Source organism: Streptomyces lacrimifluminis (assembly GCF_014646095.1).
GTDB lineage: Bacteria > Actinomycetota > Actinomycetes > Streptomycetales > Streptomycetaceae > Streptomyces > Streptomyces lacrimifluminis.
Genome location: NZ_BMMU01000060.1, coordinates 1 through 21,356 on the forward strand (window position 1 = coordinate 1; position 21,356 = coordinate 21,356).

21 protein-coding genes and 4 pseudogenes are annotated in these 21,356 nt (G+C 68.8%); 17 read left to right on the top strand and 8 right to left on the bottom strand.

What is annotated here, in order from left to right:
• Positions 1-199: pseudogene (locus IEY89_RS38660) on the bottom strand (hypothetical protein); the annotation flags it as partial.
• Between the two features lie 870 nt (positions 200-1,069).
• Between IEY89_RS38660 and IEY89_RS41340 the strand changes: the two are divergent.
• Positions 1,070-1,268: pseudogene (locus IEY89_RS41340) on the top strand (IS256 family transposase); the annotation flags it as partial.
• Positions 1,269-2,183: 915 nt separating this feature from the next.
• On the opposite strand, the gene IEY89_RS38665 reads toward IEY89_RS41340, so the two are convergent.
• On the bottom strand, positions 2,184-2,705 hold the full coding sequence (locus IEY89_RS38665) for a hypothetical protein (RefSeq protein WP_189152213.1): 522 nt from the start codon (positions 2,703-2,705) through the stop codon (positions 2,184-2,186).
• 294 nt (positions 2,706-2,999) lie between these two features.
• Positions 3,000-3,536, bottom strand: coding sequence for an isoprenylcysteine carboxyl methyltransferase family protein (locus IEY89_RS38670; protein WP_229695690.1), 537 nt, complete (start codon positions 3,534-3,536; stop codon positions 3,000-3,002).
• A gap of 214 nt (positions 3,537-3,750) precedes the next feature.
• On the opposite strand from IEY89_RS38670, the gene IEY89_RS38675 reads away from it, so the two are divergent.
• The 6 genes from IEY89_RS38675 (at position 3,751) to IEY89_RS38700 (ending at position 10,140) form a co-directional block, all read left to right on the top strand.
• Positions 3,751-4,680 carry an acyl-ACP desaturase gene (locus tag IEY89_RS38675; RefSeq protein WP_229695691.1) on the top strand — a complete coding sequence of 310 codons (930 nt, stop codon included), beginning with the start codon at positions 3,751-3,753 and terminating at the stop codon, positions 4,678-4,680.
• A 48-nt stretch (positions 4,681-4,728) separates the two neighbouring features.
• Positions 4,729-5,013, top strand: a complete 285-nt coding sequence (locus IEY89_RS38680; protein ID WP_189152214.1) for a phosphopantetheine-binding protein — start codon at positions 4,729-4,731, stop codon at positions 5,011-5,013.
• On the top strand, positions 5,003-6,223 hold the full coding sequence (locus IEY89_RS38685; protein ID WP_189152215.1) for a beta-ketoacyl-[acyl-carrier-protein] synthase family protein: 1,221 nt from the start codon (positions 5,003-5,005) through the stop codon (positions 6,221-6,223). The genes IEY89_RS38680 and IEY89_RS38685 overlap by 11 nt, the downstream gene beginning before the upstream one ends.
• Before the next feature lie 269 nt (positions 6,224-6,492).
• Positions 6,493-8,424: an MMPL family transporter gene (locus IEY89_RS38690; RefSeq protein WP_229695692.1), complete on the top strand. Its 1,932-nt coding sequence runs from the start codon at positions 6,493-6,495 to the stop codon at positions 8,422-8,424.
• 4 nt (positions 8,425-8,428) lie between these two features.
• Complete coding sequence (locus IEY89_RS38695; RefSeq protein ID WP_189152217.1) at positions 8,429-9,538, top strand: type III polyketide synthase; 1,110 nt, start codon at positions 8,429-8,431, stop codon at positions 9,536-9,538.
• Complete coding sequence (locus IEY89_RS38700) at positions 9,532-10,140, top strand: replication-relaxation family protein (RefSeq protein ID WP_506004859.1); 609 nt, start codon at positions 9,532-9,534, stop codon at positions 10,138-10,140. Before IEY89_RS38695 ends, IEY89_RS38700 begins: the two co-directional genes overlap by 7 nt.
• 65 nt (positions 10,141-10,205) lie before the next feature.
• Here the strand turns inward: IEY89_RS38700 and IEY89_RS38705 are convergent, their stop codons facing one another.
• Complete coding sequence (locus IEY89_RS38705; RefSeq protein ID WP_189152218.1) at positions 10,206-10,364, bottom strand: hypothetical protein; 159 nt, start codon at positions 10,362-10,364, stop codon at positions 10,206-10,208.
• Positions 10,361-10,504 (bottom strand): hypothetical protein, encoded by a 144-nt coding sequence (locus IEY89_RS38710; protein WP_189152219.1) that lies wholly within the window; start codon positions 10,502-10,504, stop codon positions 10,361-10,363. The genes IEY89_RS38705 and IEY89_RS38710 overlap by 4 nt, the downstream gene beginning before the upstream one ends.
• Before the next feature lie 101 nt (positions 10,505-10,605).
• On the opposite strand from IEY89_RS38710, the gene IEY89_RS38715 reads away from it, so the two are divergent.
• The 3 genes from IEY89_RS38715 to IEY89_RS38725 all read left to right on the top strand — a co-directional run bounded on the left by IEY89_RS38715 (position 10,606) and on the right by IEY89_RS38725 (position 13,777).
• Positions 10,606-11,571, top strand: coding sequence for a hypothetical protein (locus IEY89_RS38715; RefSeq protein WP_189152220.1), 966 nt, complete (start codon positions 10,606-10,608; stop codon positions 11,569-11,571).
• A 707-nt stretch (positions 11,572-12,278) separates the two neighbouring features.
• Positions 12,279-12,776 (top strand): lamin tail domain-containing protein, encoded by a 498-nt coding sequence (locus IEY89_RS38720; RefSeq protein ID WP_189152221.1) that lies wholly within the window; start codon positions 12,279-12,281, stop codon positions 12,774-12,776.
• Positions 12,777-13,288: 512 nt separating this feature from the next.
• Positions 13,289-13,777, top strand: coding sequence for a GNAT family N-acetyltransferase (locus IEY89_RS38725; RefSeq protein WP_189152222.1), 489 nt, complete (start codon positions 13,289-13,291; stop codon positions 13,775-13,777).
• A 191-nt stretch (positions 13,778-13,968) separates the two neighbouring features.
• Here IEY89_RS38725 and IEY89_RS38730 read toward each other — a convergent pair whose 3' ends face one another.
• Positions 13,969-14,370 carry a hypothetical protein gene (locus IEY89_RS38730; protein ID WP_189152223.1) on the bottom strand — a complete coding sequence of 134 codons (402 nt, stop codon included), beginning with the start codon at positions 14,368-14,370 and terminating at the stop codon, positions 13,969-13,971.
• A 216-nt stretch (positions 14,371-14,586) separates the two neighbouring features.
• Here IEY89_RS38730 and IEY89_RS38735 point away from each other — a divergent pair, with 216 nt between their 5' ends.
• From IEY89_RS38735 to IEY89_RS42140, 4 genes and pseudogenes are all read left to right on the top strand, one after another.
• On the top strand, positions 14,587-15,078 hold the full coding sequence (locus tag IEY89_RS38735; protein WP_189152224.1) for a hypothetical protein: 492 nt from the start codon (positions 14,587-14,589) through the stop codon (positions 15,076-15,078).
• Positions 15,079-15,142: 64 nt separating this feature from the next.
• Positions 15,143-15,576: pseudogene (locus IEY89_RS38740) on the top strand (IS701 family transposase); the annotation flags it as partial.
• Positions 15,577-16,577: 1,001 nt separating this feature from the next.
• Positions 16,578-16,895, top strand: coding sequence for a hypothetical protein (locus tag IEY89_RS38745; protein ID WP_189152225.1), 318 nt, complete (start codon positions 16,578-16,580; stop codon positions 16,893-16,895).
• 69 nt (positions 16,896-16,964) lie between these two features.
• Positions 16,965-17,222: a hypothetical protein gene (locus IEY89_RS42140; protein WP_189152226.1), complete on the top strand. Its 258-nt coding sequence runs from the start codon at positions 16,965-16,967 to the stop codon at positions 17,220-17,222.
• Positions 17,223-17,261: 39 nt separating this feature from the next.
• Here the strand turns inward: IEY89_RS42140 and IEY89_RS42145 are convergent.
• Positions 17,262-17,356 (bottom strand): annotated as a pseudogene (locus IEY89_RS42145) (MSMEG_1061 family FMN-dependent PPOX-type flavoprotein); the annotation flags it as partial.
• A 3-nt stretch (positions 17,357-17,359) separates the two neighbouring features.
• Between IEY89_RS42145 and IEY89_RS42150 the strand changes: the two are divergent.
• From IEY89_RS42150 to IEY89_RS38765, 3 genes are all read left to right on the top strand, one after another.
• Positions 17,360-17,581: a transposase family protein gene (locus IEY89_RS42150; protein ID WP_189152227.1), complete on the top strand. Its 222-nt coding sequence runs from the start codon at positions 17,360-17,362 to the stop codon at positions 17,579-17,581.
• A gap of 134 nt (positions 17,582-17,715) precedes the next feature.
• Positions 17,716-19,698: a MobF family relaxase gene (gene mobF, locus IEY89_RS38760; RefSeq protein ID WP_189152228.1), complete on the top strand. Its 1,983-nt coding sequence runs from the start codon at positions 17,716-17,718 to the stop codon at positions 19,696-19,698.
• Between the two features lie 244 nt (positions 19,699-19,942).
• On the top strand, positions 19,943-20,482 hold the full coding sequence (locus IEY89_RS38765; protein WP_189152229.1) for a GNAT family N-acetyltransferase: 540 nt from the start codon (positions 19,943-19,945) through the stop codon (positions 20,480-20,482).
• A gap of 180 nt (positions 20,483-20,662) precedes the next feature.
• Here IEY89_RS38765 and IEY89_RS38770 read toward each other — a convergent pair.
• A partial coding sequence (locus IEY89_RS38770; protein WP_189152230.1) for a hypothetical protein occupies positions 20,663-21,356 on the bottom strand: 694 nt, incomplete at its 5' end.

Genomic DNA, 21,356 nt, shown 5'->3' on the forward strand with positions numbered 1-21,356 from the left:
GCCTCGCTCGTTGTGCTTCGTGGACCGTCACCTGATCGGTGGCCAGCTCGAAGAAGCTCAGTGAGCAATCAAGCCGCGCGCGGCGCGTGGACCGGTCGCGGGCCAGTGCTTGCGCGACCGCGTCCTGAACACATCTCTCGGGCGTCTCGCCCTCTGCCGTTGCTTGCCGACGCAGTCGGCGCAGGACGTCGGGGTCCATGGGGATGCTCATGCGGTACGTGCCGTCGGGGCCGGGGAAGAGACTGCAGAGCACATCGATGGGCAGCGCGTCCGTGAGCCGCTTCCAGATCTTCCGTATGGCGGCCGGCTCGCTCTTCGCCGAGACGAGGACGACAAGGCGTTCCCGGTCACCTCGGCTCGTAAGCCGAGCCGGGTGCCTTTAGGCCAGCCAGTTCGTCCAGCGGAGTGGTGCCTGAGGCGCTCCGTTCGAGGGTCTGACGCCGTCACAGTGCCAGGCCCTCGCGGGGGCGTTGAGCTGAGCTTGGACGGGGCGGCAAATGGGTGATGTGCCGGCCGCCTGGCATGAGTGGGTCGTTGAGCAGGTATGGAAGCCTTCGGTAACTGCCCCAACCCGGGTCCCGACCCCCGGCTTGTCGGCCATGAAGAGGACACCTGCGTGTGGTGCGTGCAGCTGCGGGAGGCTGACGCCGGAGCCCTTCCGACGCAGGCAGTGCAGGGGAAACGTTCGCCCGCGCCGTGGATGGTTCCACCGGGGCTGCCCTCGCGTCCTGCACAGCTCGACGGGTGATGGGGGTGAGGACGGTGATGGTCGCTCTGGCTGCGGTCACGATCGTCGCTGCGACGGTGTCGGTGGTCCTGACGGGGTGAGTCGCATGTGCCTTCGCCCTGCCACTCAAGCGAGTGAGATGAGGGCTGGACGGTGAGGCAGTGGGCAGACACGCGTGGAGAGGACTCCTCCGGCAGCGGGTCGTTCCCCCACGGCGCTGCCGGAGGAGTCCTCATCACGAGGAACGCTGATCAGCCCCCTCGGAAGGTCAGCTCGTAACGACATCCCCGCCTGGGTATCACGGCGGATCACCCCGTACAGACCGGCCTTGGACTTCGGATCTCCACCGTCAAGCTCCGCACCAAGGCCACCCGCGGCGCCGGCAGCCCGGCCGCGGCCCTCGCGATGGTGTTCAACTCGTCGAATCCGCCCAGGCCCGCTGGCGCGCGGTCACCGGCGCCCGCCTCGTCGCCCTGGTCCGCGCCGACGCCCGCTTCGAAACGGTCGCCTCGTCGAACGGCCCGAGGCCGCTGCAGCATGACACCGGTGCGCTGCGCACCGTTAACGAGCAGGCGTCCCAGAGCCAGCCTGGAACTATGGCGGCTATGAAGCGAGTCGTGCTCCTGGGGCGGGGCGGGGCGGGGCGGGGCGGTTCAGGGAAGTCGGCCCTCGCGGCTCGCCTGGGCGCAATCACCGGGCTTCCCGTCATCGAGCTGGACAGGCACTTCTGGGGACCCGGCCTTGAAGCGACACCTCCCGATCAGTGGGCCGCCGTCCAACGTGAACTCGTCGGAGATGAAGCTTGGATCATGGATGGCGACCTCGGGCCCTACGACGTCCCCGACGTCCGGCTCCAAGCGGCGGACACCGTCATCCTGCTGGACTTCTCGTTCTCGCGCTGCGCCTGGCGAGCGATCCGACGCTCTCGGGAACGCGCCGACTTCTGGCGGTGGGTATGGGCCTACCGACGCCGGAGCCGACCGCTCCTCCTCGCGGCGATCACGACCCACGCCGGTGATGCGAACCTGCACGTAATTCGGAATCCGCGCGCACTGAGACGCTTCGCAGCGCATGTCACGACCGGCCAGATCCCCGGCCGACCGTAACTCCATCCATGACAGCCGCACCGTGCAACCTCGTCCGGTCCACAGGATTTGACAAATACTCAGGGCCTCCGCCGCGGGCACCGCCGACGGCAACGACTCGAGCACGTCCCACTCCGAATCCGTCATCGGGCGTGTGGGTGGACCACAAGCGACTACGCCCATGGCCAAGGTCACAGGGATTCGGGCGTGTACTGGTCTGCGCCGTTACCGACATGCCGGCCCCGCCCGAACGCCTCGCCGCCCTGGGGCTTCCCGTCATCCGTGCTCAGCGGTCTGGGCAGCACCCGCGCGCTGGCGGCGGGCAGGTGCTGTGTGGAGCGCGGGATGTGATCTCCGTGGTGGCTTGCCTGTCACCAACCAGCCTTGGCGTTGCTGTAGGCCTGCTGGCAGGTGGTGTTGGTTGCTGCGGTGGAAAGCTTCTGCATGGCGTTGCCCCAGACCTTCTTGGCCACAGTCTCCATGGGGCGGGTCGCCGCCGGAATGTTCGGTGAGTACTTCTGCAGGGTTCCGATCGTGGCGCTGACGAACTTCTGGCACTCCAGGCCAGGGGTGTTCTGGTAGCGGGTGTCGAGGTCCTTCGCCACGGCCGCCGCGTTTGCGGTGGACCACGTGTTCCACGCACTGCACGCGCTCTCGGTGAACTTCTGCTGATCGGCGTCGCTCAGCATGAGCAGCTCCTGCAGAAGGGTGCTCTTGACCTTGTCGGGGACCGTGAACTGCTGGACGGGGAGCTTGTCCTGGAACTCGGCGATGGCCGTCTGGCATGCGGGCGGCAGCTGTGCCGCCTGCGCGGGGGACGGCAGTGTCAGCAGTGATGCGGACACGACGGTGGCGGCGACGGCGGCGCGCTGGAGGGTGTGACAGATGCTCATGGTGAACGTCCTCCTCAAGAGGGGCGGGTACTCCGGTCAGGGCTCACGAGCAGCCCATTCACATAACAGCCGTAATCCGCATAAGTCACGCAAGTCGGTGCTGCTTTGGTGCATCGCGTGAGGTGAGCGCCGGAACCGAGTTGTGGCGCCCCCGCTCCTGCACCGGGCAGGGCTGCGCCAGTGACTGGCGGGCCAGGTGTCAGACCGTGCTGGAACGCGGCAGGGGCGGGGCGCACTCTGCGTACTTCGGTGTGGGGCTCCAGAACAGGCGGCCCTCACCGGTCTGGCGGGATGTCATGCCGCGAGGCGCAGAGCGGCGTTTTCGGTCCGGAGCCGCACGATGAGAACAGCCGCGTTGGCGGCGGTGAAGAGCACTGCCGTCATCCAGGCATTGAAGACCAGGGGAAGGGTGATGCCTTCGACGGCGACGAGAAGGTAATTGGGGTGACGGAGCCAGCGGTATGGCCCGCGGCGAATCAAGGGCATGCCGGGGATGACGATCACGCGGGTGTTCCAATGAGGCCCGAGGGAGCGCACGCACCACCAGCGGCCGGCGTGCACCAGTACCTGCACACACAGGGCGGGACCGCCCACGTATGGCAGGAAATGCCGGTGCCCGGCTCCCGCTTCGGTCAGGATGCCCGCGAAGAGCCCGATGTGCGCGGCGACCATGAAGGGAAATTGTCCTCGTCCGAACTCCAGCCCGCCCGCCGACTTCGCCCAGCGCGCGTGCTTCCAAGACAGCCACAACTCGGTCAGACGCTCGACGGCAACGGTGAACAGCAGCACCAGCAGTGCCGCGGGCAGCTCGAAGAATGTCGAGGGGTTCACACCTTTCCTTCCCTCACGGCCGGTTTATGTGGCTCCCGGCGGAATGAAGGGGGCGGCCGACGGCGTGAGAGACCACTATCACCGTCGGCCCCGGGCGGTGTCCTCCAGTGGAGGGTGCCTCGCTCGAACGAGTGGAAGGCCGTTTCTCAGGTGCTCCTCGCGGCGTTCAAACGGTGATACATCCGGCTGCCGAGACGCTTGGGGGGGGTGGGCCGTGGCGTGCGCCGAGGGGGAGCATGTGCTGCGGGAGTTGGAGCCGTCGGTCGAGCGGCTGCTGGAGCGGCACCTGGCTTTCGCACAAGACTGGCTGCCGCACCAGTTCGTCCCCTGGAGCGCGGCACAGGACTTCGACGGGCCGCTTGGCGGCGCGGCGTGGGAGCTGCACCAGTCAGCTCTGCCCCGGGCCGTACAGGACGCCTTGGTGATCAATCTGTTGACGGAGGACAACCTCCCCAGCTATCACTTCGAGATCGCCACCCGTCTGCGGCGCGACGGTGCCTGGGGCGCGTGGGTGCACCGGTGGACAGCCGAGGAGGACCGGCACGCGGGCGCGCTGCGGGCTTTCATCCATGCCCGCCGGGCGGTGGATCCCGTCGCTCTGGAACGCCTGCGGATGAACCACATGGCGACCGGGTGGTCCGCCGGCTGGCTCTCTCCGCTGCACTGCCTGGCGTATGTGACCGTTCAGGAACTGGCGACCAGGCAGGCGCACCGCAACACCGGCGCTCTGTGCGGCGACCGGGTGGGCGAGGCGCTGATGGCCCGGATCGCGGCCGACGAGAACCTGCACATGCTGTTCTACCGAGGGCTGTACCACGACGCCCTGCAAGCATTCCCCGACGAGGCGATGGCAGCCCTGGCGGACGTTCTGTGCGGCTTCGAGATGCCCGGCACGGCGATCGCCGGCTTCCGGGCACGGGCCGCGCGCGTCGCAGCAGCGGGCATCTTCAACCTGGACATCCATCACGAGCACGTCGTCCTACCCCTGCTGCGAGCGCTCGGCGTGATGGAGATGCCGGCGCTCGGCCCGGCGGGACAGCAGGCACAATCCCGGATCGGCCTGCATGTCGAGGCTCTCCAGACGCGGGCGGCCCGCGCCCGCGACGTCTACGCCCGGATGAACGCCGACGGGACGCATCAATAACGCGAACAGGCCAGCCGCCTGACGCCCCATCAGACAGGAAGACACAGAATGACGTATGCAGCCGAATCGGCGGCTGACCTGCCGGCACAGCGGCACGCGCTGCCTGACCTCCTTGTCACTTTGCTGACCAAACACCTGAACGTGCCCGTCCTCCCGCAGGAGCTCAAGCCCGCCACCACCTTCGAGGACCTCGGGATGGACTCCCTGTCCTTGATGGAACTCGTCGTGGCGGCGGAGGAAGAGTTCGGGATCATCCTCTCCGAGGAGACCCTGGACCTCTCACCGTCCGCGACGCTCGGCGAAGCGGCACGAGGTTTCGACGATGCCCACTGACATCGCGGTCACCGGCCTCGGCCTGGTCACTCCAGCGGGACTCACCCCGGAGGCCAACTGGGCCACTCTCTGCGCGGGCCGCTCCACCGCGGCCGCCGATCCCGTTCTTCACGGGTTGCCGGTCGACTTCTCCTGTCAGATCACCGGCCTTGACGCCGAAGCAGAACTCGGCCGGATCACACGCCGCCTGGACGACTTCATCCAGTTCGCCATGGTGGCCGCCCGGCGCGCGGTCCGTGACGCGGCCCTCGACCCGCACACCTGGCGGGCTGAGCGCGTCGGCGTCGTCCTGGGGGTAGGGGGAACCAGCCTGACCGCGTACGAAAAGGCCTTCCAGCACCTCTCGGCGGGCCACCCTGACCGGGTCTCCCCGCTCAGCGTGCCGCGCAGCAACCCCAACATGGCAGCCGGCGAAGTCGCCATCGATCTAGGGGCCCGCGGACCGAACTTTTCCGTGTCCACCGCCTGCGCCTCGGGCGCCACCGCGATCGGCGTAGCCCGCGACCTGCTGCGTTCGGGAACGTGCGACATCGTGCTGGCGGGAGGCACCGAGTCCGCCCGCTCCCGGATGACGGCCGCGTGCTTTGCACGGATGCGGGCCCTGTCCCGGCGCCGCGACCAGCCCCACCTCGCCAGCCGGCCCTTCGACTCCGCACGCGACGGATTCGTCCTGGGCGAGGGAGCCGCCGTCCTGGTCCTCGAGCCCCTGACCGCCGCGCGCTCCCGCGGCGTGTCCGTCCAGGCCCTGCTGCGCGGCTTTGGATCCAGCGCTGACGCCCACCACCCCATCACTCCGCACCCCGAGGGCCGCGGCGTCATCCAGGCTGTGACCACGGCGCTGGAGGACGCGGGGTGCCGACCGCAGGACATCGGCCACATCAATGCCCACGGAACCTCCACCCCGACCAACGACACCGTGGAAGCGGCCGCCCTCACCCGGATCTTCGGCGACCAGCCGCCACCGGTCACAGCGCCCAAGGGCGTGATCGGCCACTCGCTCGGGGCAGCCGGTGCGATCGAGGCGGCCTACACCGTGCTCGCCCTGCGGCACGCCAGCATCCCGCCGGTGGCGAACTTCGAGTTCCAGGACGGCGATCACAAACTCGACATCGTGGCCGCCAGCCCACGCCCTCTGACCACGGGCACGGGAATCAGCTGCTCGTTCGGGTTCGGCGGGCAGAACGCCGTGCTGCTGTTCGAGGCCGCCTGATGCGAGACAACCAGAAGGCACAACATGAGGTACCACTACGGGCAAAAACGCGCCGGCGCGCCTGGCTGATCGTGGCATGCGCGACGCTGACGGTGCTCTTAGCCGGCGCGCTGGCACCGTGGGCGGTCTCGCAACTGAGCCCAGGAGGGACGGTCGCCCACAATGCCGAGGCGCTGAAGGCGCACCGGCAGGCGCAGCAACTGGGCGTGCCCGCGCCCGATCTGGTGTTCTCTGTGTCATCCCCTGCAGACGACGCCGACTCCGCATCCATGCCCAAGGCCTCTGCAGCACGAGTGGCCGACGGAAGCTACGCCGTGGTGGCGGCCCTGGCCCGGCGACCTGAAGTGAAAGCGGTCTGGTCGGCGACAACAACCGGCGATCCATGGCTGCGGTCCAAAGACGGGCACAGCCTGCTGGTCGCCACCCAGCTGAACGGCACGCAGAAGCAGCAGGAGCAGGCCGCGCCCGAAGTCGTCGCCGCAGCCCGGGCGGCCGTCCCGGGACTGCGACTTCAAGCCAGCGGCGCGATGCTGACCCAACGCGCCATGAACGACGCCATCGCACAGGACCTGCGCACAGCCGAATTGCTGGCCGCACCGATCCTCATCCTCCTCCTGGTCTTCGCCTACGGCTCCCTGGTCCGCGCCCTGCTGCCCGTGGTCGTAGCCCTTGCGGCAGTCAGCTGCTCGCTGCCGGTTCTGGCACTGGTGGCCCAGTTCACCGAAGTCTCCCAGCTCGCCGTGAACGCCGCCGCGGCGCTCGGCCTGGGACTCGCCGTCGACTACAGCCTCTTTCTGCTGTCGCGCGTCCAAGAAGAAACCGTGCGCCAGATGGACCGGGAGCGGGCTCTGGCTGCCGCCCTACGATCCAGCGGCCGCTGCGTGGCCTTCTCGGCCGCCGCCATCACCGTCTGCCTGGCCACCGCCTGGACGGTACCGGTTCCGATGCTCCACGGCCTGGCACTGGCAGGCATGACCGTGGCGGTTATGGCGGCGCTCATCGCCCTGCTCGTACTGCCCGCCATCCTGCGGCTACTGGGTCCCCGCCTCCTGGCCTGGGACCCCATGGCACCCTGGCGACGCGCCCGCGCCGGCGACGACAGCCCCTTCTGGCGGCGCACGGCCACCAAGGTCACCGCGCGCCCAGCCCTGGCAGGAGGACTGACGGTCCTGCTGCTTGCCCTGCTGGCCGTGCCCTTCTTCCACGTGCGGCTCGGCCTGGCCGACGACCGGGCCCTGCCCCCCACCGCAGCGGCGGCACAAGCCGCACAGCACCTGCGCGCGGAATTTGCTGCACCCCCCGAACAAATCCTGACCGTCAGCGTCACCGGACCCCACGCGGCGAATGAGGCGATGTCCTACCGCGCCCAGCTCATCGACCTTGCGCACGTCACCGCCGTGCAGGTCAAACGCACCATCCCCGCCGGCAAAGCCGCAGGCCGGCAGCACCAGGCTGCGGCCGTCCTGCTGGTGGCCACATCGGCAGCTCCCGACACACAGCGTGCCACTGACCTGGTGAACTCGATCAGAGACACCTCTGCACCCGGCAACGTACTGGTGGGAGGCCGGGCCGCAGAAGTGGCCGACACCGCACAAGCGGTCCGCGACGCCCTGCCCCGGTGCTTGACGCTGCTCGCCGCCGGACTGACGTTCCTCCTCGTCCTCTTCACCCGCACCGTGGTCGCCCCCCTGAAGGCTCTGGCCGTGGCCGTCATCAGTCTAGGAGCGAGTCTGGGAGCACTCGTCGTCCTCTTCCAAGACGGTCACGGTCGCGCCCTGGTAGGTGACTTCACCGTCACCGGCTCGCTGGACACGCCCGCCCTGCTGTTCATCCTCCTGGTCACCCTCGCCCTCTCGGTGGACTACGAGGTGTTCCTCCTGGGCCGCATCCGAGAGGAATACCAGCGCAACGGCGACAACCGAACAGCGATCATCGACGGCGTGGCCCGCACCGGCCGACTGGTGACCTGCGCCGCGACCGCGCTGGTGGTCTCCACAGCAGCGATGGCAACATCCGACCTCACGCTACTCAAGTTCATCGGGGCCGGCATCGCCCTCGGCGCCCTCGTAGACGCGGTGCTCGTGCGCGGCGTACTCGTACCCGCCGTGATGGCGGCCCTGGGCCCCGCCAACTGGTGGACACCCATCAACGTCAGATCCTCACTGCCGGTGACCGCGACCGCAGGGAAAGACAACGGCTGAGCGCATGACACTGACGACACAAGCACGAATCACAGACCCGCAGACGCATGGACCCCGGCTGGCCGCGCTCCACACGGCCTTCCCTCCCTATCGCTATGCACAGTCAGAGCTCACCGCCGCCCTGACCGCCCGGATGCCGACGCAGTCCGCAGCACGCACTCACCTGGCGCGCAAAGTCCAGTCCAATGCCGGCGTCGGTGCCCGCCACATGTCCTTGCCGCTGGATGAACTCCTCGACCTCATCGCAGAGGACGACTTCACCCAAAGAAACCGCATCTGGCTCGACACGGCCCTCGACCTGGGCCAGCAGTCAATCACCGGAGCCCTCCGCACGGCAGGCGTGGACCCGCAACAGGTCGACGCGCTGTTCAGCACCACCGTCACAGGCCTGGCCGTGCCGTCCCTGGAAACCCGGCTCGCCCACCGAATGGGACTACGCCAGGACGTCAAACGCATCCCGCTGTTCGGCAGCGGCTGCGCCGGAGGAGCCGTGGGCCTCGCACGCCTTCACGACTACCTGCGCGCCCATCCCGGCCACGTAGCCGTCCTCCTCGCGGTCGAGTTGTGCTCGCTGGCATACCGCCAAAAGGACACCTCCATGGCCAACGTCGTCGCCGGCGGCCTCTTCGGTGACGGTGCAGCCGCAGTCGTAGCATTCGGCACACACCGGCCCGGTGCACCAGGCCCTGAGCTCACCGACACCCACAGCTGGCTCATCCCGGACACCGAAGACATCCTCGGATGGGATATCGGCTCGCACGGCTTCAAGATCCTTCTCGCCCCCGAAGTCCCCACCCTCACTGAGGAATACGTCCCCAAGGCCGCCCACGACTTCCTCAACCGCCACGGCCTGACGCCCAGCCAGATCGGCAGCTGGATCGTGCACGGCGGCGGGCCAAAGGTCCTCACCGCAGTTGAACAAGCCCTGGGTCTGCCCCCACAAGCGCTGAACCTCACCCGCCAGTCCCTCGCAGCCCGCGGCAATCTCTCCTCTGTCTCTGTCCTGGACGTCCTGCACAGAGCCCTCAAGTCACCCCCACCCCCGGGTACTCCCGGCCTCGTCACGGCCATGGGTCCCGGATTCTCTATCGAGCAGGTTCTGCTCCACTGGTAGGCAACGCACCAGGCGGCGCACGATCGCGCATCGCGTGCGCGCGGCGCGAGCGCAAGCACGGCCTCGCGCTGGTCGACACCGTCGTCGCCTTCCATCAGGCGGAGGCGGCCGATCACGCCGACTGGCAAGTGGAAGTCGCCCACCCCACTCCGGCCGACTCCCTGGTGCCCGACGGCGTGGTGCTCCTGGCCGACGGCTCCAGGGCGTTCGTGGAGATCGACCGCACGATGTCCTACGCCCGCCTGGTCGCCAAGCTGGAGCGCTACGACGCCTACCGCAACGCACCCGCGAGCGGCCGCGGCAACGCCGCCCGTGCCCCGCGCAGCCACTGGCAGGAGACCTACGCCGGGCCGTCCCTGGACCGGCCCTTCCCGCCGGTGCTGTTCGTCTTCGCCCCGGCCCCGCGCCGCGCGGCCCCGGCTACCCGGGAAGCGGCCTTCCACCAGCGCGCCCAGCGTGTCCACAGCGTGAACTACCGGATCATCGTGGCGACCACGACCCTGGCGCAGCTGACCCGGAAGGGGCCCGATCAGCCGGTGTGGCGGGTCGTCGGTCACGGCGAGGACCGCCTCACCCTGGCCACGCTGCCCAAGGCCCGGTGAAAACCGCGCTGACCTGCGGGCGGAATCGAGGGCGAAAACAGGCATTGAAGAGCCCTTCATCAGTGCTACTTGAGGAGGACGTGGAGAGTGGTCATCACGCTGATGCCCACCAGGATGGCGACGCCGAAGGCGGGATGGAGGAATGCGATGTACGTTCCGATCCCGCCGGCGAGCAGCAGCAGCGCGGTGCGCGCGTCCAGCCCGCCCCCGTTTGCGTTGTTCACCGTGAACCGTCCTTTTCCGGTGCGATAGGGCCGTCCAGGGTGTTGGTACGGCGTGCGGGGGCGAGGAGAGCGAGGGGGGTGGCCATCAGCCGACCGGTGGCCGGGGCGGGGGTTGCGCTGGTGTAGGTGAGTGCCGGCATTAGCAAGGGGAACCTCCTGGAGCGGGCGGTACGGTGCCGCGTGGATGTGTGGCGGTGCCGATCAGTCAGCCACGGTCGACGCTCGGCGCAAAGGACGGCGAATGACAGCGAACGACAGCGAACGTGCTGATGGGCAGCCCGATCCGGTCGCTGCCTTCGCCGTGTGGTTACAGCAGCTGCACCGCGAGGCGGGGAAACCCAGCTATGCCCAGCTCGTGCGGCGCAGCAGGCGCCGCTACCCGCAGGCCACCGTGCGCGAGGGCACCATCTCGGAGATGCTCAACGGCAAACGCCTGCCACGCTGGGAGACGGTCGAGCCGGTCGCCTGGGCGCTGGGTGGGGAGACGGCGGTAGCGGCCTGCCGGCAGCGCTGGATGGAAGCCGACGCCGCCCGAACGCCCGCCGCCCCGGCCGCCCCCCGCAGTCCGGCCCACCCGCCAGCCGCGCCCGCCACGGAGCCGACCGAACCCGTGCCCGGCCCTGTTGAGTCCACCAGCAGAGCAGGTGCGCCACGGTCCCGTCGCCGGTGGCCGGTGGTGGCCGGCGCCTTCACGCTGGCCGCCGCGGCGGCCACGGCATGGGTGTACATCACCCTGCTGCCCGGCAGCGGACACAGCCCCTCCCCGGGCAAGTCGCCTAGCGACGCCGCCACCCGGTCCCCTTCGCACGCGGCCGGAAATCAAGCCGCCGGCCCTTCACCATCCCCGTCCTCGCCATCACCACTGCTGACACCGGGGACCGCGCTGCTGACCGCGCACTCCTCCCGCCCAGCCAGCACCGACGACGGCCTGGTCACCATCAGCGTGCAGTCGGTGGCCGGGAACGACATCCCCGGCGTCGTCTACTCCGTCATCACTCCATGGACCAGCTGCCAGGTACAAGGAGGGGACGTCGGCCGGTCCGTGGTGATCAAAGGCCCCTCCGCCGTATGGATCCGCCTGGTCATCACCGACTTCCCGAAGCTCATCCACACCGACGCCACCTCCCCCGACTTCGACATCCCCATCAACTTCCAGATCACCCGCGGCCAAAACGCCGCACCCCGCGCCACGCAGAAATGCCAGTGACCGGTCTCCGCACCCCCAGCGCGGGTCTTCAGCCGCGACCCGCCGGCTGACCACGGCTCTGCCGCACGGCCCGATCAGCCGGCGTGCGGGCCGCCGGCCACGGCGAGGACCGCCGCGCCCTGGCCGCGTTGCCGAAGGCACGCTGAAGCACAGGCGGCAGCGTCGGCTGTCCAGGCTTGCCGAACAGTTCGACGTCGCCGGGGGAGAGGTCGGGCCGGGCGCGGTACCAGCGGGCTGGGTGCCGCCACCGGTAGGAGGAGTCGCGCCGAACTGTCCTGCCAGGCCGGTATCGGTACGAGCCAGTGGAGTCTTCCGGGTTCTGGGGTCCTGGTGGGGTGCTGCTTACGGCTCACCTGCGGCTGCCGTGAAGGCGGGGTCTGTTACTCACTTTCGGGTGACGGCCTGCGCGGCGCCGGGGGTGGCGTGGTGTGGCGGCTGCGGGGGCGGGGCCAACTCCTGCACGGGTGCGGGATCGTATCGGGTCGTCAACCTAGGGCATCAGTCGCATACATGTATGAGGTAGGTGAGAGTCACAGGAATATGGGCAAGCAGTAACACAGTCCATGTTTTCTGCCCAAGTCCTGCGTGTGGTGGGCAGGGTGTGGGTGTGCGGCCAGTCCGGCCGTCACCCGCACACCGCACCGACTCCCACGGCGGCCGCAAGGCCGCTTACGGGGGCAGGGTGCCCGCACCCTCAGGGGGACTTCTTGTCCGCTTCTGCTTCTGTCACTGCCCGTCGTCTGGCCGCTGCCGCGCTTGCGGCTGGTGCTCTGGTCTCGGTGGCGGCGTTGCCGGCGTCCGCCGACCATGCCCGTCCGCAGCGTCCGAAGGTGGAGATCTCGGCGGTCCAGTACGACTCCCCGGGACGCGACGACCGTTCCAACCGGTCGCTGAACAGGGAGTGGGTGGACGTCACCAACACCACCCGCCACACGGTCAACCTCGACGGCTGGACCCTGAAGGACGCCTCCGGCCACACCTTCACCTTCGACGACTACCGGTTGGCCGGCCGCGCGACGGTTCGTATCCACACCGGTGAGGGCCGCGACACCCGCACCGACCTCTACCAGGACCGCCGCAACTACGTGTGGAACAACGACCGTGACACCGCCACCCTGCGCAACGACCACGGCCGCTTCATCGACGACGAGTCCTGGGGCCGCGACCGCGACCGCGGCCACCGCCACGGTGACGCCCGCCACTGACACCACCACCCACCGGGAGCGGGCGGCTGACCCTGCCACCCGCCCCAGCATGTGAAACGACGGCGCGCCCGGCCCACAAGGGCCCGGGCGCGCCGCCGGCATGAGGGGCGGGGGACGCTCGCGCACCCGACCTCAGGCCCGACCACGGCCTGGGGACCGCCGACCACCGCCCACCCCGACCACACCCCAGACCATGTGGGCCCGAGGACCCCGCCCCCGGCAGGCCAGTGCGTTGTCTGCGGGGGACGTGACCGGCGACGGTGTGCCCTCGGTCAGCGACCCGCCGCCTCACCCGACGCAACCGTCGGACCGAGGCGTCCCAACTCCCCTCGCCGCAGCCGCCTGACGACTCCTCCAACTGCCGTTCGATTCGGCGTCCATCGACGCTCAACCGAACGACATGCCCGATCAGCACCCAGCTCCATGGCCTTGTGGCCAGCGAAAACGTGATGCGGCCCCAGGGGTGCGAAATGCATTGGCGGTCCCATGGCGCGGGCCGACATCCTGTCTGCATGCTGATCAGGGAAGCCAACACCGAGGACTGGCCTGTCATTTGGCCCTTCTTCCACAAGATCGTTGCCGCTGGTGAGACCTTCACCTATCCGATCGATCTCAGCGAGGAGCAGGGCCGCGACTGGTGGCTCCTGCCGGCCCCGAACCGCACGGTCGTCGCCGTCGACGACGCCGGAACGGTCCTCGGCACGGCAAAGATGAACAACAACCACATGGGCAACGGCTCGCACATCGCGAGCGCCAGTTACATGGTCGACCCGGCGCACTCTGGGCAGGGCGTGGGCCGAGCACTGTGTGAGTACACGGTGGAGTGGGCGCGCGCGGCCGGTTTCCGGGCGATGCAGTTCAACGCGGTCGTCGAGACGAACGTGCATGCGGTGAAACTGTATCGGTCCGTCGGTTTCGAGGTGCTTGGCACGTTGCCGGAGGGCTTCCGGCATCCCTCGAAGGGCTACGTCGGGCTCCACATCATGCACTGCGCACTCTGAGCCACAGCAGAAGCTGAGACAGACGATCCAGAACCCGTCACCCGCCGTTCGAATCAGCGTCGATGGACGCCGGTCCGAACGGCAAACAGAGACCTGTCCCGCTGCATACCCCCGTAAGCAGCGCAAAGAGGTTCAGACACAGCTTCTTACGAAGGACCAACTCAGACCCACGCTTGGAAGGTAGGACAAGCTCAGGTCAGCAGGGTGACCGAGTAGTCGAAAGTGGTCCCCGTGACGCTGTAGGTGGCCGTCTGGCCGTTGTCGCAGTAGGACACGTAGGAACTGCCGTACTCGTTGGTCCCGCCGACCGCCTCGACATACGGGCGGATGTCGGTTCCCTCGGGTAGGGCGGTGGTGGATAGGTCGATGATCCTGGTCTGGTTGATCGGGTAGTCGTCGGTCGGAGCCGACTGTTCGCCGGTGCGGGCCGAGGCGGCCCAGGACAGGACGAAACCCGCGTTGTTGACGACGGCGACCTTCTGCACGCAGGGCTGGGCCTGTGCGGGGGCCGCCGTCGCGGTCACCGAGGGCAGCACCGTCATCGCCGTGGCGCTGGTCAGAATCGCGGCCGACCGTCGCAGTATCCGGTTCATGATCAGATCTCCATTCCCGGCCGGGACTGTTCCGGCCGTGATCGGCGAGTGACCCGATGCGGCGTCAGAAAACCTATGAGGAAGGGGAGTTGTGAGTGGCGTGGGTCGATCGGTCGATCAGCTGGATCATGCGCCCTCGGACACCCCGCCAGCCCAGTACTCCAGCCGTAGATCGTGATCATGGATACGGAGGCTGCTCGCCGGTAGCCTGCCTGGGTGGCTGAGATCTGGGGCGAAGAGCAGTTGATCGTGGACGGCTTCGAGCGTGTGTACGTCGAGTCGGAGTGGTACGGCGAACCGTTGGCCGGCCTTGCTGACATCGACGGGAAGCCTCACTACTTCAAGATGTACGGCTACGACCACAGCCATGAAGTCGATGAGTACCAGGTCTGGCCCGCAAGCGAGGCGGTGGCGGAGCTGGAGCGCGAGCAGTGGGCGATCTACGCCAGGTGGTATGAGCGCCAGCAGGCGGGCGAGGTCGGACAGGAGAGCCATCCGGGCCACGGCGGAGTCGACGCCCGCTATGACGAGCTGGAGCTGCTGTTGGCGCCGCACCGCTTGGCGCCGGACGGCGCCCGTCGGCTCGTGTGTGAGCTGCGGTTCATTGCCGGTGTCGACGTTCGCTACCGAGTCGAGGGGCCCGACTACTGGCTTCGGTGGCGTCCGAGGCCGCCGTTGATCATGGGGTGTTGTGTGGACAACCAATGATCACGCGGCGGCCTCGGACGCCGGCGTAGTGCCTGCCCACTGGCAGGAGGCATTCGAAGGACTGATGAGCCGGATCGCCGGCCGGTTCACCCGAGTTGAACCCCGTCGCCGGGTGCGGCAGTTGGTCTCCGGGCTGCTGTCGGACCTGCCGAGGAAGAACTGCTGGACCCTGGCCGAGCACGCGGGCGATGCCACTCCGGACGGCATGCAGCACCTGCTCCACCGGGCGAAATGGGACGCCGACGCGATTCGTGACGACATACGCGCCTACGTGGTCGAGCACCTGCGCGACACCGAGGCGGTGCTCGTGGTCGACGAGACGGGCGATTTGAAGAAGGGCACCGCGACCGTCGGCGTCCAGCGTCAGTACACCGCACGGCCGGCCGAGTCGAGAACGCCCAGGTCGCCGTATATCTCGTGTACTCCGCCGCCCGCGGACACGCCGCCATCGACCGAGCCCTGTATGTGCCGCGCTCGTGGACCGAGGCACCGGACCGCTGACCACCCACAACAGCACCAGCCCGGTCAGCTCGACCAGTGGCAAGGGCGGCGGCGTCTACAACGTCCACGCAGGAAGAGCAAGGACATGGGCGGGACGACATCTGGGCCGCTCGCCGACTGCCTCAGCCGTGGGCCGGCCGACAAGCTGAACCACCACGGACCTACCCTCCGACGCGGCTTCCGCCTGCAGCGCATCGGCGAACCCGACGGGATCGCCGCCGCCATCGCCTTCCTGCTCTTCGGCGACGCCCGCTATGTCACCACACCCGTGCCAGCGCTCGACGCTGCCACCGCACCCCCGGGCGGACACTGTTGGGTGCGCGGTTGCCCATGTGAGGATCACCGCCATGGACGCAGCCTGTGACCCCGAGTACCTGAAGGCGACCGCGCGAGCGGTCGCCGACTTCAAGAACGCGGTGGAGGAGTTTTTGGAGAACACGGCGGCGGCGCTGGCGGTAGGCGGGTGGGGCGCACGAGGGGCTTCCCCTCGAGGATCACGAACAGGTTGTGATCTTCGTAGCGGGCGAGGCAACCATGCCGGCCTTCACCGGTCTTCAACGGTGCCCGCCGCATCCGGCTCCAGTGCCGCGCCCGGCCCGCGCTGCGACACCGGACGGCCGTCCGCACCATCCCCGCGTGACCCGCTTCCGGCGCCGGTTCCCCTCTCGCTGACCCCAGCGTGCAACGGGGCAGCGCTCCAGAGCGTCCCGTTGGGGCTATCACCGCCCGGTTCGAGGTGGTAGCGGGCGGCACCTCGGTGACAGTGCCCCGGAAACGGAGAGAGGACGAGGTCCGCATTCCCGGCCGTAGGCGGGGCAGGCGCATCGAGTACGAGCCGGGAACCAGCGGACGAACGTCAGGAGGGCACGCGATGCCGGGGCATGCACTGACCGACTTGGCGTCGTGCTTCTGGCCGCCCGCACCCCGGTCCGGACGGGCCATGTCCTGTCCGCCGCGCGCGGAACCCGGCGCCCGGCGGACCCGCGGAAGGAGTCCCTGTGACCACGTTCGTCATCACCGTGCCCGGCACGTTCGTCCACGGAATCTCCGAGGACACCTGCTCCGCCGTCGAGCGCAGCCTCCGACCCCAGGACCCGAAGAACACGGACCTGGGTGAGAGCGAGGATCTGAGCCTGCTGACGGTCGACGAGGACGGCATGTTCGCGGCCCGGGTCGAGGTCGAGGCCGCGGACCAGTCCGGGGCCGAGAGCGAAGCGGTACGGCTGGTCTCCACGGCGCTGCGCGACAGCGGCTTCAGCGAGGAGGACGCCCCGCTGGGCGCGGCGATCGTCACCGGCATCGACAGCGAGTTCTAACGGGCTGACCCGCGATTGATCTTGGGGCGTGCTGGCTTGGGGGTTCGGCCGGCTGGTGAGCAGGAAGAGATGCCCGGCCGTGGACGTGTGGGCCTGGTCATCGACTGCGTCGTCCTGCCCGCCTCCGCACACGACAACACCGCCGGCATCGCCCTGCTGGACGGTGTCGCCGGGCAGTGCGACACGGTGACCAAGGCACTGGTCGACCAAGGCTTCAAGAAGAAGGTCGTCGAGCACGGCGAGAACGTGGGTGGTCCTGGACAAGCAGAGCGTCCACGCTTCCTTCGGGGTCCCGGCCACGGCGACGGGCCAGCTCCGGTCGGCTAATCGCTTCCGCTTGTCCCGCTCAGCACTCGCAGGTCGGCGTTACTCGTACCGGTACTTCAGCGAGTCCGCCTCCGCCTGTTCAACGTCGGCGATCGTCAGCTCCGGCATCCCCGCAGCTGGGCCAAGACCGGCTCCTGGTGACACTGGTCCATCTGGGGACCGGGCTCACCCATGAGGCGTTGGGCGTGATCTACGAGGTGGGGTCCTCCACGATCGGCCGGGCCATCCGGGAGGTCCGCCCGCTGCTGGCGGACCGTGGGTTCGCCGTCCCCGACCGGCCCGGCATCCGGCTGCGGACCCTTCAGTGGTGCTTGTTGGTGTCGTCGGGTCGTGGTGTGAGGGCTGCCGGAGAGCGATGACATTCGCGTTCGGCCCGGGGCCGCTTCCCGCCTGGCGGGCACCTGAGAAGAAAGTTCGGCCTCTGCTCCCGCCTGGCGGGACGTACCGCTGATCGGCCTTTTCTTGCAGTTCAGGGCCGTGTGGCGTGGTCTCCATGACAGTGGAAATCAAGCTGATCCGAGCCGGTCAGATATACGGCTACTACCTGCGCGAGACCGTTGTCGGTGACGGCCGCCGCCCACCGCGCACGCCGCTGCGCGAGGCCCAGGAGCGAGCCGGGGTCCCGGCCGGGCGATGGATGGGCCGCGGCCTGGCCGTGCTCGGTCTGACGCCGGGGCAGGAGGTCACCGAGGCGCAGCTGCGGAACCTGTTCGGGGAGCGGGGCCGACACCCGTTCGCGGACCGGATCGAGGCCGACCGGCTCGCCAAGGGCGACTCCCCGAAGAAGGCGTTCAAGGCCGGCGCCCTCGGACGCCGGGTGACGGTCACGGGTGTCGACTTCGTCTTCCGGCCACAGCCGACGATCTATCTCTTGTGGGCGCTGGGGGATGAGGAGACGCGGCGGGTGATCGAGGCCGCGCACGAGCGGGCGATCGGACGGGTGCTGGAGTGGCTCGAGGACGAGGTCGCGGTGATCGGGTACGGCAAGGACGGCATCTACCGGGTGCGGCCGCCCGGCGGTCTGGTCGCCGCGCGCTTCCGCCACTACGAGGCGCGGTCGGGGATGCCGCTGCTCCATGACCATCTGCTTTTGTCCGTGAAGGGGCAGCGTCTGGACGGGAAGTGGGGGTCGATCCACACCCTGGCCTTGCACGAGAACACCGTGGCCGCCTCCGCGCTCTACAACGAGATCGTGGCCGCTGAGGTCTGCGAGGTGCTGGGGCTGGCGACCGAGCCGCGCACCGTCACGCCGGGGCGCCGGCCGGCGATGGAGATTGCCGGGGTGCCGCACGAGCTGATCCGCTGGACCTCCCGGCGCAGCGACCAGATCGCCGCCTGCCTCGAGGACCTGGAGCACGAGTACGTCACCGCCGTCGACGACGACGGCGAGCTGAAGTTCCTGCCCGTGGTCTCCGAGCGGGCCCGCGCCAAGCTGAACGGGATGGCTGCCCGCAAGACCCGCCCGCCCAAGCGGAAGACCCGGCCGCTCGCGCAGCTGCGCAAGGAGTGGAAGGAGAGCGCGATCCGCACCTCCGGGGTGGCCGTCGACGTCATCAACTCCCTCCATGAGTACGCCCGCGCCGCGGCTGCGGCGATCCGGGCCCGGGTCGCCGCCGTGGTCGACATAGCGCTGGCGGCCGTCGACGTCACCGCGACCGTGTTTGTGATGAACGAAGGCGGCCGCTTCCACCGCCGGCACCTGCTCGCCGAAGCCCGCCGCCACCTCGCTCTCGTCCTGCGCGGCCGCCGCCGCGACCCCGGCCTGGACGACCAAATCGTGGCCGCCGCCATTTCCATGTACTGCCTGGACATCAGCGAGCCGAAGACCGTGCGCGGCCTGGAGGCCGACTACCGCCTCTACACCGCACGGTGGGACCTGTCCGACCTCCCCGCCCGGCGCCGCCTACCAACACCCGCACCCGGCCCGGACCGGCAACCCCCGGCTGATCCCGGCGAGCCGGCTGCGCCCCGGCCCCCGGGCCAGGACGCGGGGGAGTGGGAAATCCCCCGCATCCCGCTGCAGTACGACCGGGCCGTCCTCGCTGGCGCGGTGGTGCGGGAGAAGCTGCGCACCGCCACCACCACCGCCACCGCCACCGCCGTGCGGGGCCGGGCGTACGACGTCGTCGCGCACCAGCAGGCGGCGATGCCCGAGCAGCTGCTCGCGCCCGCGGCCGCCGACCCCGAGCACGACGACCAGGAGCCGGAGGCCGGACGCCGGGAGGCGATCGACCTGACGGCGCTGCGATCCTTGAGGGAGTCCCGCACGGACGTGGAAGCCCTCGATCTCACTGCCGAGCGGCTGCGCCACCTCCAGGACACGTTCGCCAAAGCGGCCGACGACTCCCGCGCCCGCGCGGACCGCTACGCCGAACAGGACGATGCCGATGGAGCGCAGCCGGTGCGCCAGGACGAGCAGCAGGCGCACCGCCCGCAGGAGCCCGGACCGCACCGCGGCCGGGAGGCCGGCCACTGAGTGGACCCGATGCCGCGCACCCGATGCCGTGGTGCGCACCGACGATGCCCGGCATCCACTCCACCGAGTGGAGTCCACCGGCCGGGAGTGGACGACATCGACGGGGACACTGCCGTGTATCCACCCGAGGCGCACCCGCCGCGTTTTTCCCTTGACACAACGCTGTGTCAAGACATCTCAGGGGGCTAAGAAGTCAAGAGGGCCCGCGAGTGTTGATCGCTATTGCGCCTGCTGATTGGCTGGCATGGATGATCTCGGGCACGTTGCGTGGCCGCCTGCGCCGATCAAGACCGGGAGGCTCGTGCTGTGTGAGCCCGAGGCCCGGGACCGTGCGGCGTTCATTGTGTTGTTGGCGTCGCCAGATGTGCACACCTACCTTGGCGGACCGCGCCCGCGTGCCGAGCTTGAGCGCGGGTTGCCCGAGGTGCCGGGGCAGTGGCCCGGGAGCTTCGTCGTTGATCTGGACGGGGCGATGATCGGCCAGATCCTGCTCAGGAGAGCAACGGAGCACCGTCGCCCTGCCGCCGTGGGGAAGGTCGATCTCGGCTTCCTTTTTCTGCCACGGGCGTGGGGGTCCGAGTATGCCGCCGAGGCGTGCGCGGCGGCACTGGTCTGGTTCGAAGGCGTCCTTCCCGGTGAGGCGGTGGTACTCGGCACGCAAACCGCCAACGCCGCCTCGATGCGCCTCGCCGCGAAGCTGGGGTTCGCCGAAGTGGAGCGGTTCCGGGCCTGGGGCACCGATCAGAGGCTGGGCCTGCGGCCTGCGGAATCGCTCTCCGCTTGAACCGACAGCTGGAGTCCACGCAAGGGTCGGTGTCTCTGTCCACGGCTGTGACCGGCCGGGCACTGACGCGATCCCCTCAATCCACTACGCAGTTCAGTGCATGGGAGGTTGGCGCCGGGCGCGGCCAGGCATGGCTTTGCTGAGAAGCGCGGTGGGTGGCGATGAAAACTGCAGAAGAGCTCAGCCCGTCGTCAGGCATCCCGTTGGAGGATCCAGGGTGGGTAGCGGCTCACCGGCATCGCCTGTTGACAGGTTCGGTACGTACGCGCGTGTGTTCTTGTCCGTCGTGCTGAACGTCCTGAAGGGGCCCACCTTCTTGTGGAGCTGTTTGCCGTTGTAGGTGTAGTCGACGACAAGACTCCACTCGTAGTTGCCCTTGCATGCGGTGGCATCGACGCGGACAACGGCTGGGTCCTTGGCGTTGACGGTGAATGCTGACCCAAGTGGGTTGGACGGAGCCGGTTTGTCGCCGGACAGCAGGTCCCCTACGACGCCTTTGTCGACGAGCCGGGGTTCATCCAGGTCCAGGTCGAAGAGCCGCTCCTGGGCCCCACCACAGCCGCCCTGGGTTAGCGCTACCCATGCCGGTGGACTGATGCGCTGGGGGACTCGGGTGGCCAGGTGAATGTCGTCGATGGTGACGGTGGTGTCGTCCTTCGTGCTGAGGTTCAGGTACAGGTGGCCGGCACCCCAGGTGCCGCCTTTGTTCTTCTGGGTCGTCACGACCGAGCGGAAGTCCTGGCTATCGGCGATGAAGTCCGTCAGCGGCTTGCCGTCGGCTGGCATGGCGACCGATGTGCTGCCGTCGCAGGTCTTACTGATCGTTTCAGAATGAGTTGAGTCGCGGGTCTTGTGCTCGACGATCTTGGTCGGC

Coding starts and splice junctions, on each gene's coding strand:
- IEY89_RS38665 (WP_189152213.1), bottom strand. CDS start 2,705: ATGAGCATCTGTCACACCCTCCAGCGCGCCGCCGTCGCCGCCACCGTC.
- IEY89_RS38715 (WP_189152220.1), top strand. CDS start 10,606: ATGACAGCGAACGACAGCGAACGTGCTGATGGGCAGCCCGATCCGGTC.
- IEY89_RS38685 (WP_189152215.1), top strand. CDS start 5,003: ATGCCCACTGACATCGCGGTCACCGGCCTCGGCCTGGTCACTCCAGCG.
- IEY89_RS38765 (WP_189152229.1), top strand. CDS start 19,943: ATGGATGATCTCGGGCACGTTGCGTGGCCGCCTGCGCCGATCAAGACC.
- mobF (WP_189152228.1), top strand. CDS start 17,716: ATGACAGTGGAAATCAAGCTGATCCGAGCCGGTCAGATATACGGCTAC.
- IEY89_RS38730 (WP_189152223.1), bottom strand. CDS start 14,370: ATGAACCGGATACTGCGACGGTCGGCCGCGATTCTGACCAGCGCCACG.
- IEY89_RS38725 (WP_189152222.1), top strand. CDS start 13,289: ATGCTGATCAGGGAAGCCAACACCGAGGACTGGCCTGTCATTTGGCCC.
- IEY89_RS38695 (WP_189152217.1), top strand. CDS start 8,429: ATGACACTGACGACACAAGCACGAATCACAGACCCGCAGACGCATGGA.
- IEY89_RS38690 (WP_229695692.1), top strand. CDS start 6,493: ATGCCCAAGGCCTCTGCAGCACGAGTGGCCGACGGAAGCTACGCCGTG.
- IEY89_RS42140 (WP_189152226.1), top strand. CDS start 16,965: ATGCCCGGCCGTGGACGTGTGGGCCTGGTCATCGACTGCGTCGTCCTG.
- IEY89_RS38710 (WP_189152219.1), bottom strand. CDS start 10,504: ATGCCGGCACTCACCTACACCAGCGCAACCCCCGCCCCGGCCACCGGT.
- IEY89_RS38680 (WP_189152214.1), top strand. CDS start 4,729: ATGACGTATGCAGCCGAATCGGCGGCTGACCTGCCGGCACAGCGGCAC.